Raw genomic sequence first — 12470 nt, forward strand, 5'->3', positions numbered from 1 at the left:
GTGACCCGCTCTTCTCTGCCCGTCGCCGCGGTCACCGCGGCCGCGGCCGTGCTCCTGCTGGCCGCGTGCGGCGGCGGTTCCAACGGTTCGGACAAGATCGACGCGTCGGACTCCCCGACCGCGAGCGCCACGGCGTCGGCGACGACCGCGTCCCCGACGCAGGCGGCGGGGCCGGGCGCGCCGAGTTTCGACCTGCCGTCGGACATCAAGGTCAACTTCGACGGGTTCGACAGCAGTGACCCGACCAAGAAGGCCGCGCTGAAGGACGCCACGTACGCGGCGACGGCGGTGGTCGCGTTCACGGCGAAGACGTACACGAAGGAACCGGCGTTCTTCAAGCGGTTCTGGACCGGCGAGCACGGTGCCGAGTTCGCCGATTCGCTCATCTCGCAAGGCAAGGGCGGCAGTGTCGTCACCGGGACCTTCGACTACTACAAGCCGGTGGTCAAGAAGCTCGTGACCGGAAACCTGTCGGTCCAGTACTGCGAGGACCAGCGGAAGGCATACGGCAAGGACGCCAAGACGGGCAAGGTCAACGTGACCACACCGTCCTTGGCGGACTTCAACCTGTGGACCCTGACCATGACCAAGAGTTCGACGGGGGAATGGCAGGCATACGATCACACGTGGCAGAACGGGGCAAAGCAGTGTCAGATCGCCTGATACGTCGCCTGTCGCGCGGCGTTGTCGTCATCCTCACCTGCGTCTCCGCGCTGGCTGCCGCCGACGGAGCTTGGGCCAATACCGGCAAGGGCTACGGCGATTCGGGTTCGTCCAGCAGCAGTGACAGCGGGGCCAGCGGCGGCGGCAGCTCCTACCAGGTGCACGTGAAGTACACGCATCGCGGGACCTCGGACGGGGACGGGGCGGCCCCCGTCACATCGTCCGACGCGAACTTCTCGCCGCCGGTGTGCTGGTACACGAGCTTCACGCCGGACCAGTTCCACGCGGAGATCGACCGGCGGTACGACGAGGCCGGTCAGGAAGGCGCGGGGACGGTCTCCGACTACTACAACCAGGTCCAGTCGGACATGAACGACATCAAGTACCACAAGGGCGACAAGGGCAGTTGGTGGGTGCTCACCTGGGACGACAACGCCCTGAACGAGCCCGGGGCCACCTGCCCGTACAGCACCGGGTGGATATGGGAGCCGCCGGCGGACCCGCCGGAGGGCGCCATTTCCCCGCAGGTGCTCGCCCAGGCCGCGTACGGACAGTTGAAGCTGCCCACGAAGGGCGTCGAGCTCAGCCCGAAGCCGGGGAACCAGAAGGTGAACCTGCCCACGTACGTGGACTTCAAGGAGGCCGACGCGCAGGTGTCCGTCACGGCGCAGCTCACCGAGCCGAACGGCGACACGGTCGCGGCGACGGTGGTGGCGCGGCCGTACAGCCTGCATGTCGAGGCGGGGACGCAGTACGCGAGCCCGGAGAGCTGTGACTACCGGCTCGGTCAGTCCGGGGAGGGTGCCTCGCTGGACTCGTCCGGCGCGGCCTGCAACATCACGTACACGAAGGCGAGCGCGGGGACGTACACGTTCACCGCGGCCATGACGTGGCGGGTGTCGTGGACCCCGACCGCGGAGGTGCGGCCCGGCGGGACCCCGCTGCCCGACGGGCGGTCCGACTCCGACCAGCCGGTCACCGTCGAGGAGATCCAGACCGTCAACCGTTGAGCCCGGTTCGTCGTCGGCCGCGGACCAACGGGTCCGCGGCCGCGGCGTGAACGGGGTGCCGTGCTGCCCGGGGGTATCGTCTGGTTGTGTGTTGTATCTATGATGTGCGCATTATGGATACGAAGTCGCCGCCCGCCGCCGAGCGGGTCTACCTGCATGTGAAGAGCGGGGTGCTGGACCGGTCGTACGAGGGCGGGACGCTGCTGACCGAGGGGGACCTCGCCGAGGCGGTGGGGGTGTCGCGGACGCCGGTGCGGGAGGCGCTGCTGAAGCTGGAGGCGGAGGGGCTGCTCAAGCTGTATCCGAAGAAGGGCGCCCTGGTGCTGCCGGTCTCCGCGCAGGAGATCGCGGACGTGGTGGAGACCCGGCTGCTGGTGGAGCAGCACGCGGTCGCGAAAGTGGTGCACGCGGTGCCGGCGCGGCTGATCGAGCGGTTGGAGGAGTCGCTCGCCGAGCAGTGCGAGCACGCCGCCGCCGGCGACCTGTCCGCCTTCGCCGCCGCGGACCGCAGCTTCCACGCGGAGATCGTCCGCGCGGCGGGCAACCGTATCCTCGCGCACCTCTACGACCAGTTGCGGGACCGGCAGTTGCGGATGGGGGTGGCGACGATGCATGCCGAGCCGAGCCGGGTGGCGAAGAACATCGCCGAACACACGGAGATCCTCCAGGCGTTGCGGAACGGCGACGAGCGGACCGCGGCGGAGGTCGTGGACCGGCACGTGTCCTGGGTCAACACGCTGGCCCGGGGCGAGTCGTGACCGGGAAGCCACTGCCGGGGGACCCTCCGGGCGGCCGCCGGGCCGCGCTCGTCTGGGGTGTGGGCACCCTGGTCTACCTCGTCGCCGTCGTGCACCGCACCAGCCTCGGCGTCGCCGGGATCGACGCCGCCGCCCGCTTCCACATCGGCGCCTCCGCGCTGTCGTCGTTCTCCATCCTCCAGGTGCTGGTCTACGCGGGCATGCAGATACCCGTCGGCCTGATGGTGGACTCGCTCGGCACGAAGCGGGTGCTGATGCTCGGCGCGGTCCTCTTCACCGTCGGTCAGGGCGCGTTCGCGCTGTCGCACTCCTACGGGATGGCGCTCGCCGCCCGCGCGGTACTCGGCTGCGGCGACGCGATGACCTTCGTGAGCGTGCTGCGGCTCGGCTCGCGCTGGTTCCCCGCGCGGCGCGGGCCGATGATCGCCCAGGGTGCGGCGCTCTTCGGGGTCGCGGGCAACCTCGTCTCCACGGTGGCGCTTTCGCGGGTACTGCACTCCGCCGGCTGGACCCCCACGTTCCTCGGCACCGCGATCGGCGGTGCCTTCGTCCTCGTCCTGGTCGCCCTCTTCCTCAAGGACCACCCCGACGGGTACGTCCCCGCTCCCGCCGAGCACGCCGGACTCGCCTACGTACGGCGGCAGATCGCCGATGCCTGGCGGGAACCCGGTACCCGGCTGGGCATGTGGACGCACTTCACCACGCAGTTCTCCGGGATGGTGTTCCTGCTGCTGTGGGGGATGCCGTTCCTCGTCGAGGACCAGGGGATGTCGCGAGGCGGCGCGGGTGGGCTGCTCACGCTGGTGGTCCTCGCGAACATGGTGTTCGGGATGGTCTTCGGGCAGTTGATCGGGCGGCATCACGGGGCTCGGATGCCGTTGACGCTCGGCGTCATCGCGGCGACCGCGGTCGCCTGGGCGGCGGTTCTCGGGTGGCCCGGCGGGCACGATCCGCTCTGGCTGCTCGTGGTGTTGTGCGTCGTGCTCGGGGCCTGCGGCCCGGGCTCCATGATCGGGTTCGACTTCGCCCGGCCGGCGAACCCGCCGGAGCGCTTCGGTACGGCGTCCGGGATCGTCAATATCGGGGGGTTCACCGCGTCCATGGTGACCCTTCTCGCGATCGGCTTGCTGCTCGACGCCACCGGCGATGACTATCAGGTGGCCTGGAGCAGCGTGTTCGTCCTCCAACTGCTCGGGACCGTGCAGATCCTGCGGCTGCGGCGGCGGACGGCTCAGCTCGAACGGGAGCGGATCGCGGTGAGCCGGGTGGAAAGCGTCCACCGCGGCCACGCCGCAGCGATCCGCGACTAGGGCCTGGCGGGGAGGCGCGGCCGCGGGTCCGCCCGGGCCGCGTGGTGCTGTCGGCTCCCGGACCACGCGCCGCTGAGAACGCGCGGCTCCTTCCGCGGAAGGAGGGTCACCTGCCCAGGGGCGCGGGGAACTGCGCGCTCAGCAGGCCACCGGCCCGCGGTCGGGAAACGAACCGGCACCACAACGGTGCTTGGCCGAGGGGCGCCCCGGCGGGCCGTGGGCAACCGGGGGTTCAGGGGCTCACAAGGGAGTGAACGTCACCGGGAGGGCCGCGGGGCCGCGTTGCCAGAGGGAGGGGCGCCAGGGGAGCTGGTCCGGGGGGAGTGTGGGGACGAGATCGGGGATGCGGTCGAGGAGGATCTCCAGCGCCGTGGTCGCGACGACCTCCGCGAGCTGGGGCGCGGGCGCGGGACAGCGATGGGCGCCGTGGCTGAACGACAGATGCGCGTGGTTGCCGACGGCGGCCCCGGGAAGTGCCGGGCGGACCTGGGGGTCCGCGTTGGCCGCGGCCAGCCCGAGCACGAGGCAGTCGCCGCGCCGGATGTACCGCCCGCCGAGCTGGGTGTCGCGGGTGGCCCACCGCCCGATGACGTTCTGCACGGGCGGATCGGTCCACAACACCTCCGCGAGCGCCTGGGAGATGCTGCGCCGCCCCCCGGACAGGGTGAGCGCGAACCGCTCGTCGGTGAGCAGCAGCCGCAGCGTGTTGCCGATCCAGTCCGCGGTGGGCCGCCGCCCGGCCGCCATGATCGTGAGCAGGTCCTGCACGACCTCCTCGTCGGTGAGGCCCGCCGGATGCGCGAGCAGCCGGGACGGGATGTCGGCCCCGGGCGCGGGGGCCCGCCGGGCCCGCGCGAGCACCGCTTCCAGCGTGGCCCGCAGCCGCGCGGCGGACGCGGCGGGTCCGGCCGGCGCTGCCAGGTGGGTCGGGTGGGCCGGGTGCGAGGGCTCCGCGGCCGGCCCGGGCGCGGCGGTGCCGTAGCCGTACTGGCCGGCCAAGTCCCGTTCCAGCGCCGCTGTTTCGGCCGGCTGCAACCCGAACAGCCCGGCCATGACGTGCAACGGCACCTGCTCGGCGTACTGCGCCACCAACTCCGCCCGCCCGGCCCCCGCGAACGCGTCCACCGCGGCGTCCGCGGCCCGCTCGGCGCGCTGCCGCAGCTCGAACGGGTCGACCCCGCCGAGCACGTCGGCGACCGCGCCCGCGCGCCGTACGTGCTCCTCCCCCTCGGTGAACCGGACCGACGGGGTGTGCGCCACGTGCGGCAGCAGCGGCCAGCCGGCGGGGACGCGGTCCCACGCGTGCCAGCGGCGCGGGTCCCGCCCGAACAACTCCGGGTTCCCGGCCACGACATGCACCTCGTGGTAGCCCAGGACGAGCCACGCGGGCATCCCGCCGTCCAGCAGCACGGGTGCGACCGGCCCGTACGCCTCCCGCAGCGCCCGGTAGTACGCCCCCGGGTCGGCGTGGTCGAACGCGGGCCCGGCCGGCTGCGGCACGTGGGCGACCTGGTGGTGCGCCTGTGCTTGCGCCTGCTCCCGGGCCTGCGGCGGGTGCCCCTGTTCCGGCCCGGGCCGCAGGGCCCGCTCCGGTTCCGCGGCCCCTTCCGCACCCGACCCGGGCCCCTGCACGTGTCCCTGCCCCTGCACGTGCCCCTGCCCCTGCGCCGCGGCCGGGCCCCACGGCGGCACCGGCTGCGGCCCGGGTATCTCCGCGAGCTTCTGCCGTGCCGCAGCACCCACTTGGGGCACCCGCCGCTCCGGTGCGAGCCCGCGCGGCGGCACCACCTCGTCCGCCCGGTCGCGCCGCGCCTCCGGTTCCCGCTCCTGTGACGATGTCATGTGCCCGTTCTCTCTCCTGCGTTCACGCGGGTGCCCACCGCGACGCGCCCCGCCCGGCGCCCCGTCCCGTGACCGGCTCCGCGCCCTGCCGCGGTTCCCGGCTCAGAGGTTGTGCAGCGCACGGAGGACCTTCCTCAGCATGTCGGAAGGGGGCAGCAACTCCGCCGCGGTGGTGGGCGCATGGGCGCTGATGTGCTGCGCGTTGAGGAGGTCGGCGAGCAGCACCCGGACCACGCCGACCGGCAGGGCCAGGCGGGAGGCGAGTTCGAGTACGGCGATGGGGCGGCGGCACAGCCGCAGGATGCGGACGTGTTCCGAGGGCATTCCGGGGAGCGGTTCGGCGCGTGCGGCGATGACCGTGGCCAGGTCGAACCCCTTGGTGCCGGCGCTGCTCCGCCCACCGGTGAGGGTGTAGAGCCGGTCCGGGGCGCCGCTGTCGACCGGCACGCCCATCATGCCGGGAGCTTCCCGCGTATGCCCGCCGCGGGCAGGGTGCCGAGCTGGTCGCGGACCGCCTCGACGATGTCGTTCATGCCGCGCCCGACCGCGCGGGCGTCCGCCGACTCCTCCCCCACCACGGCCAGATGGGCGCCCGCGCCGGCCTCGACGAGGAACAGCGCGCCGCCGTGGAAGTCGGTCATCGACTGCCGTACGCCGCCGCTGCCGTCGCCGAACTCGACGCACGCGCCGTGCACCAGGCTCTGGATGCCGGAGGCGATCGCGGCGAGCTGGTCGGCGCGGTCCACGGACAGCTCGGGCGACCAGTGCAGCTTCAGCCCGTCGGCGGAGAGCAGCAGCGCGTGGCGGGCGCCGGGCGTCAGTGCCACGAACCGTTCGAGCAGTAACGCGACCCCGCCTCCGCCGCCACCGGTTCCGTTCGTCATCACTGGCCACCCTCCCCTTCGCTGTCGGCGGTTCCGCGGTCCCGGCCGGTCGCGGCGTCCCGGAAGGCGCCGAACCGGGCGCCCGCGTCGGCGCCGCCGGGCGGCGCCTCCCGCGCCGGAGCCCACGGGGGAGAGTCGTACCCGGGCGCGGTATCGGGCATGCCCCGCCCCCGGGTCCGCCGCGGCAGCGGCATGTGTACGGCCGAGGCAGGGCCCGGCGCCGCTCCGGGGTCCCCGACCGTGCCCGCGCCCGCGTCCGGGCCCGTAGGGGGCCGTACACCGCTTCCTGGGCCGCCTGCCGAGCCGCGCTCGGCCGGTCCCGCGTGACCGATCTCCTCGGGCCGCCCGGGTTCGGGGAAGCCGTCGTACCCGGCGCCGATGTCGGCCCCGGGCGCCCCCGTGGACCCCTGGGCGCCGCCGTATCCACCGCCGCGGCCCAACTGCCCTTCCCCCGGGCCGGGTTGCGCGTCGTACCGCCCGCCGACCGCCGGCGTGCCGTACGACGCGGGGCCGTACGACTCCGCCGTGCGCGTGACGATCCTCGACGGGATCAGGACGACCACGCCGGTGCCGCCGCGCGAGGACGGCCGGAAGGAGATCCGCAGGCCGTGCTTGCGGGCCAGCCGGCCGACCACGGTGAGGCCGATCCGGGTGCCGGACAGGCCGGGCAGCAGGTCGTTAGCGGCCTCGGCCGGGTCGCCGGAGACGAGGCGTTCGATCCGGGCGAGGTCGCCGGCGGGCATCGCGAGCCCGGCGTCCTCCACGGTGACGACGACGCCCGAGTGCGACTCCTGGACGTAGACGTGGACTTCCTCGGACGGCGGCGAGAAATTGCAGGCGTTGTCCATGAGTTCGGCCAGCACGTGCATGACGCCCTCGGCGGCGTGCCCGGCGACGGCCGCGCCGGCCGTGGTGTGCAGCCGCACCCGGCGGTAGGCGTGGATACGACCCATCGCGCCGCGCAGCACGCTCTCCATCGCGATCGGCCGGGTCCAACGGCGGCCGGAGCGCGAGCCGCTGAGCACCGCGACGCTGTCGGCGAGCCGGCCGGTCTGCGCGGCGCAGTGGTCCAGCCGCAGCAGGTCGTCCAGGACGCTCTCGTCGTGCCGCTGCTCCATCTCGCGCAGGTCGGCGAGCATGGTGGTGGTGAGGGCTTGCACGCGGGCGGCGGCGCTGGCGCAGGCGGCCATCCCGGCGGCCTTGGCGCGCTCGCTCGTGCCCAGCTCGCGGACCGTCAGTTCCAGCAGCCGCTGGTGCACCTCACCGACCGGGCGCGGCAGTTGGGCCAGCACGGTGCTGGTGGAGCCGCCCTCGCGCATCCGCTCGACGGCGAGCGGGATCGTCACCTCGGCCATCCGCGCGGCCTCGTCCTCCAGGGCGGCGGCCCGCGCGGTCTCGGTGTGCAGCGCGGCCCGCAGCGCTGCCTCGGTCTCGGCCCAGGCGCGCCGCCGCGCCTCCGTCTCCCGCACCGTCCGCCGGGCCGCGTCGAGTTCGGCGGCGGCCTGCCGGGTGGCTTCCGCGTGCAGCGCGACCGTACGGGCGGTGTCGTTCCGTAACTCCGCTGCCTCGGCGCGGAGTCGGCGCACCGTGCGGCGGCGGGAGGCGGCCAGCGCGACCACCGTGCCGAGCAGCAGGGCGGCCAGCGCACCGGTCACGGCCACCAGCGGGCGGTCCTGGTGGCTCGCGCGGCGCACCGCCCAGCCGCCGGCCGCGGCGCCGGCGACCACCACGGCGAGCGGGAGCGGCGCGGCGCGGACGACGGCACGGAACCCGCCGCCGGAGTCTCGCGGCGGCTGAAAAGGTAACGGGGAGCCTTGAGTTGACATCAATCGATACCCCATGGCCGGGCCGGAAGCCGACCGCCGTGCCGGGTCACGCTGACGTTACGGGCGGCAACAGGATGAGTTCGCCTCACCCTACTCGCCCAACTCGCCTTCAACGCCCGAAACGCGAGGGATTGGTCGCCGTACCGTTACTGGATCATCACCGCCCGTGCAAGAATTCACTTTCGGCCACCGATTCGCCCTGTTCCAGGGGCAGTTGGGCAACTCGCCCGGCCCTGCGGTGCATTGTGCGACGGCCGGACCCCGTGCAGCCGGAACCGGATCGGCCGGCACCTTGATGTGACCGGCACCCTGATGCGACCGGCCCCTGTGATGCGACCGGCCGCCGCCGCTACGGCGTGACCGCGAGCTGCGCCAGGATCTGCTGGGCCAACTCCGGGTCGCCCTCGACCTTCAGCCGGTCCTCGGACACCGAGGTCGCCTTCACCCGGCCGGTGAGCAGCCGCAGGAACGTCTCCCAGTCGACCACGAAGGTGACCGCCGGGCCGAGCGAGACCGCGGAGTCGATGCTGCCGCGCCCCTCGGCGTTGACCCGGACGGTGCGCATGAACTCCAGCGGGCCGTGCACGTCGAAGACCACCGCGGAGCCGGGCTTGGCGCCCGCATCGTGCGCGACCACCTTCGGCAGCGCGCGCAGGACGAACTCGCGGGACAGCACCGCGGCGGCCGACGCGAGGTTGCCGGGCTTGTCCAGGGCCCGGCGCAGGTCCTGTTCGTGCACCCACACGTCGAACACCCGCGACCAGAGCTGCTCTTCGAGGGTGGTCTCGCCGCCGCCGATCGCGCGCACGTCGGCGTCGGGCTGCCGCGACTCGTTCCGCAGCTGGCGGGAGCGCCGGATGATGGTGTACTCCAGTTCGGAGGTCATCTCGGGCGCGGTGTGGTGGCGGCGGATGTCGACCGGGACCTCGGTGTAGCGGGCGGTCTCGCTGGTGATGTGCCGCAGGTCGCTGGGCAGGCTGTGTATCGGCCGCGGGTCGCCGAGCAGTTCGCACTCGAAGCCGATGACGTGCGAGACCACGTCGCGAACGGACCAGTACGGGCACTCGGTGGGGCGGTTCCACTCACCCTCGGCGAGTGGCGAGACCAGCTCGTTGATGGACTCTATGGAGTGGGTCCAGGCGTCGATATACGGCTGGATCTTGCTGTGGACGGTCACGGGACCCCTCGACGGTCGGTGCGCGGTCGTGGCGGTTTGGCGCCTAAGTTAGTCTTCGCGCGGGCGCCCACGCAGTGCTTTCGAGTGACGATGGTAGGCCCGACTATGACGACCCAACGTAGGGGCGGTGTCCGGATGCGCGCAACGCTTCTCCAGATCGACGTGGACCCCGCCGAGCAGCCCGCCGCGCGGCGGGCCCGGGTGGCGGCGCTGGTGCGGGCGCAGGCCGGGGCGGATCTTGTCGTACTGCCCGAATTGTGGCCGGTCGGCGCGTTCGCCTCGGACCTGTTCCCGGCGGAGGCGGAACCGGTCGAGAGCGGGCCGACCGTCGAGGCGATGGCCGCGGCCGCGCGCGACGCCGGGGTGTGGCTGCACGCGGGCTCCGTCGTCGAGCGCGACCCCGAGGGGCCGCTCTACAACACCTCGCTGGTCTTCTCACCCGACGGTGAGCTGCGCGGCGCCTACCGCAAGATCCACCGGTTCGGCTTCGACCGGGGCGAGGCCGCGCTGATGGCTCCGGGTGAGTCCGTCGTCACCGTGCGGCACCCCGAGGCCGTGCTCGGCCTCGCGACCTGTTACGACCTCCGCTTTCCCGAACTCTTCCGGCTGCTGGTCGACGCCGGGTCGGAGATCGTCGTCCTCCCCGCCGGCTGGCCCGCCCGCCGCCTCGCCCACTGGCGGGTCCTGGTGCAGGCCCGCGCGGTGGAGTGCCAGGCGTACGTCCTCGCGTGCGGGACCGCGGGGACCCACGCGGGGGTCGAGCAGGCCGGGCACAGCATGGTCGTCGACCCCTGGGGCGAGATCCTCTGCGAGGCCGGCCCCGGCGAACAGGCCCTCTCCGTGGACCTCGACCCCGCCCTCGTCGCCTCCACCCGGGCGGATTTCCCCGTCCTCCGGGACCGCCGCCTGTGACGGTGCCCTGACCCGCCCGGCTGCCCCCTCCTGTGGACGCCGGGACCTCGCGGTCCGCGCCGGCCGGTCGCGCGACCGGCCGCCGGGCCGCACCCGGCAGTGCACCGGAACCGTCGCGGCGGAGAGCCGTACGGCGGAGAGCCGTACATCCGTGCCTCCGCCGCGGAAAGCGGCTCAGTGGGAGTCGTGCTCCTTGGCGATGATGTGGTCCACGCACACCGCGATCGCGAGGAGCATGCCCGCGTCGGCGTCCTCGCGTTCGACGTCGATGGCGTAGGCGTCCCGCAGGGTGAACCAGCGGCGGGAGATGCGGGCGAGCCGCTCCCCGTCGTACTCGATGTCGTACTCCTTGTCGATGAGGTCGCCGCGGATCTCCAGTTCCTCGCCGGAGGCGAGTTCCGCGCGGAAGACCTCGCGCACCAGGGCGAGCCGCTTCTTCTTGACGGTGACCAGGGTCTGCCCGCCGCGCTCGATGGTCATGGCGTCACGCAGGCTGAGCAGCTTCTGGTGGATGACCGCCACCTCGTTGCCGTCGGCGTCCTGGATCTCCAGGGTGTCCCTGATCCGCAGCACCTTGCCGTCCACGTAGAAGGCGCGCCGCCCGTGCTCGTCCTCCACCCAGTAGTCGTCGCCGATCGCGAACATCTTCTCTCGCACCACGTATTTCATGGGGCATGTGTACCCCGGCCGGGGACCGGAATGTGTTCGGTGCCGTGATGCGGTTTGATGGGGATATGACTGCACGCGCACGCGTTCGAGCGCCCGAGCTGGTCGGCAAGGGCGGCTGGCTGAACACAGGTGATCGCCAACCCACCCTCGCTGACCTGCGTGGATCGATCGTGATCCTGGACTTCTGGACGTTCTGCTGCGTGAACTGCCTGCACGTCTTGGACGAGCTGCGCGAGCTGGAGGAGCGGCACCGCGACACCGTGGTGATCGTGGGGGTGCACTCGCCGAAGTTCGTGCACGAGGCGGAGCACCAGGCCGTGGTCGACGCGGTGGAGCGGTACGGCGTGCACCACCCGGTGCTGGACGACCCGGAGCTCGCCACGTGGCGGCAGTACGCGGTGCGGGCGTGGCCGACGCTGGTGGTGATCGACCCGGAGGGCTACGTGGTCGCGCAGCACGCCGGGGAGGGGCACGCGCACGCGCTGGAGAAGCTGGTGAACCGGCTGGAGCAGGAGCACGCCGCCAAGGGCACCCTGCGCCGGGGCGACGACCTGTACGTACCGCCGGAGCCGGTCTCGACGAACCTGCGCTTCCCCGCGAAGGTGCTGTCGCTGCCGGGCAGCGGCCACTACCTGGTGTCGGACTCCACCCGGCACGCGCTGGTGGAGCTGGCGGCCGACGGCGAGACCGTGGTGCGCCGGATCGGCACCGGCGAGCGCGGACTGGCCGACGGCGGCCCGCAGGCCGCCATGTTCAGCGAGCCGCAGGGCCTCGCCCTGCTGCCCGACCGCACCGTCATCGTCGCCGACACCGTGAACCACGCGCTGCGCCGGCTCGACCTGGACACCGGCGAGGTCACCACGGTCGCGGGCACCGGCCGGCAGTGGTGGCAGGGCTCCCCCACCTCCGGGCCGGCCCTGGAGGTGGACCTGTCCTCGCCGTGGGACGTGGCCTGGTTCGACGACCGGGTGTGGATCGCGATGGCCGGCGTGCACCAGCTGTGGACGTACGACCCCGCCACCGAGCGGGTCGAGGTCGCGGCGGGCACCACCAACGAGGGCCTGGTCGACGGGCACGCCGGCGACGCCTGGTTCGCCCAGCCGTCCGGGCTGTCGGCGGCCGACGGCCGGCTGTGGATCGCCGACGCCGAGACGTCCGCGCTGCGCTGGGCCGAGCGGGCGGCCGACGGCGACGGGTACGTGATCCGTACGGCGGTCGGCACCGGGCTCTTCGACTTCGGGCACCGTGACGGCCCGGCCGGGCAGGCGCTGCTCCAGCACCCGCTGGGCGTCACCGCACTCCCGGACGGCTCCGTCGCGGTGAGTGACACGTACAACAACGCGCTGCGCCGGTACGACCCGGTGAGCGGCGAGGTGACCACGCTCGCGGGCGATCTGCGCGAGCCGTCGGACGCGGCCG

Annotated in this window: 12 protein-coding genes; 6 read left to right on the forward strand and 6 right to left on the reverse strand. The window is 73.0% G+C overall.

Annotated features, from left to right (window positions below):
* The 4 genes from AB0399_RS29005 (at nt 1) to AB0399_RS29020 (ending at nt 3741) form a co-directional block, all read left to right on the forward strand.
* Nucleotides 1-663, forward strand: a complete 663-nt coding sequence (locus AB0399_RS29005) for a hypothetical protein (protein WP_329366887.1) — start codon at nt 1-3, stop codon at nt 661-663.
* A complete protein-coding gene (locus AB0399_RS29010; RefSeq protein ID WP_329366885.1) occupies nt 648-1673 on the forward strand; it encodes a hypothetical protein in 1026 nt (341 codons plus the stop codon). The genes AB0399_RS29005 and AB0399_RS29010 overlap by 16 nt, the downstream gene beginning before the upstream one ends.
* 113 nt (nt 1674-1786) lie before the next feature.
* A complete protein-coding gene (locus tag AB0399_RS29015) occupies nt 1787-2431 on the forward strand; it encodes a GntR family transcriptional regulator (protein WP_328466763.1) in 645 nt (214 codons plus the stop codon).
* The gene (locus AB0399_RS29020; RefSeq protein ID WP_329366883.1) at nt 2428-3741 is read left to right on the forward strand and encodes an MFS transporter; all 1314 of its coding nucleotides are present in this window, start codon (nt 2428-2430) and stop codon (nt 3739-3741) included. Before AB0399_RS29015 ends, AB0399_RS29020 begins: the two co-directional genes overlap by 4 nt.
* 240 nt (nt 3742-3981) lie before the next feature.
* Here the strand turns inward: AB0399_RS29020 and AB0399_RS29025 are convergent, their stop codons facing one another.
* The 5 genes from AB0399_RS29025 to AB0399_RS29045 form a co-directional block, all read right to left on the reverse strand.
* On the reverse strand, nt 3982-5583 hold the full coding sequence (locus AB0399_RS29025; RefSeq protein WP_366413357.1) for a cytochrome P450: 1602 nt from the start codon (nt 5581-5583) through the stop codon (nt 3982-3984).
* Between the two features lie 102 nt (nt 5584-5685).
* A complete protein-coding gene (locus tag AB0399_RS29030) occupies nt 5686-6039 on the reverse strand; it encodes a DUF742 domain-containing protein (protein ID WP_329366880.1) in 354 nt (117 codons plus the stop codon).
* Complete coding sequence (locus tag AB0399_RS29035) at nt 6036-6467, reverse strand: roadblock/LC7 domain-containing protein (protein ID WP_328466770.1); 432 nt, start codon at nt 6465-6467, stop codon at nt 6036-6038. Before AB0399_RS29035 ends, AB0399_RS29030 begins: the two co-directional genes overlap by 4 nt.
* On the reverse strand, nt 6467-8197 hold the full coding sequence (locus AB0399_RS29040; RefSeq protein WP_366413358.1) for an ATP-binding protein: 1731 nt from the start codon (nt 8195-8197) through the stop codon (nt 6467-6469). Before AB0399_RS29040 ends, AB0399_RS29035 begins: the two co-directional genes overlap by 1 nt.
* A 445-nt stretch (nt 8198-8642) precedes the next feature.
* On the reverse strand, nt 8643-9470 hold the full coding sequence (locus AB0399_RS29045) for a maleylpyruvate isomerase family mycothiol-dependent enzyme (RefSeq protein WP_366413359.1): 828 nt from the start codon (nt 9468-9470) through the stop codon (nt 8643-8645).
* A gap of 135 nt (nt 9471-9605) precedes the next feature.
* Here AB0399_RS29045 and AB0399_RS29050 point away from each other — a divergent pair, with 135 nt between their 5' ends.
* Nucleotides 9606-10382 carry a carbon-nitrogen family hydrolase gene (locus AB0399_RS29050; RefSeq protein ID WP_366413360.1) on the forward strand — a complete coding sequence of 259 codons (777 nt, stop codon included), beginning with the start codon at nt 9606-9608 and terminating at the stop codon, nt 10380-10382.
* 174 nt (nt 10383-10556) lie between these two features.
* On the opposite strand, the gene AB0399_RS29055 is transcribed toward AB0399_RS29050, so the two are convergent.
* A complete protein-coding gene (locus tag AB0399_RS29055) occupies nt 10557-11051 on the reverse strand; it encodes an LURP-one-related family protein (RefSeq protein WP_329366872.1) in 495 nt (164 codons plus the stop codon).
* Nucleotides 11052-11116: 65 nt separating this feature from the next.
* Between AB0399_RS29055 and AB0399_RS29060 the strand changes: the two genes are divergently transcribed.
* A partial coding sequence (locus AB0399_RS29060; RefSeq protein WP_366413361.1) for an NHL domain-containing thioredoxin family protein occupies nt 11117-12470 on the forward strand: 1354 nt, incomplete at its 3' end.

Source organism: Streptomyces sp. NPDC088194 (genome assembly GCF_040702025.1).
Taxonomy (GTDB): Bacteria; Actinomycetota; Actinomycetes; order Streptomycetales; family Streptomycetaceae; genus Actinacidiphila.

Coding starts and splice junctions, on each gene's coding strand:
- AB0399_RS29025 (WP_366413357.1), bottom strand. CDS start 5,583: ATGACATCGTCACAGGAGCGGGAACCGGAGGCGCGGCGCGACCGGGCG.
- AB0399_RS29050 (WP_366413360.1), top strand. CDS start 9,606: ATGCGCGCAACGCTTCTCCAGATCGACGTGGACCCCGCCGAGCAGCCC.
- AB0399_RS29015 (WP_328466763.1), top strand. CDS start 1,787: ATGGATACGAAGTCGCCGCCCGCCGCCGAGCGGGTCTACCTGCATGTG.
- AB0399_RS29035 (WP_328466770.1), bottom strand. CDS start 6,467: ATGACGAACGGAACCGGTGGCGGCGGAGGCGGGGTCGCGTTACTGCTC.
- AB0399_RS29055 (WP_329366872.1), bottom strand. CDS start 11,051: ATGAAATACGTGGTGCGAGAGAAGATGTTCGCGATCGGCGACGACTAC.
- AB0399_RS29030 (WP_329366880.1), bottom strand. CDS start 6,039: ATGATGGGCGTGCCGGTCGACAGCGGCGCCCCGGACCGGCTCTACACC.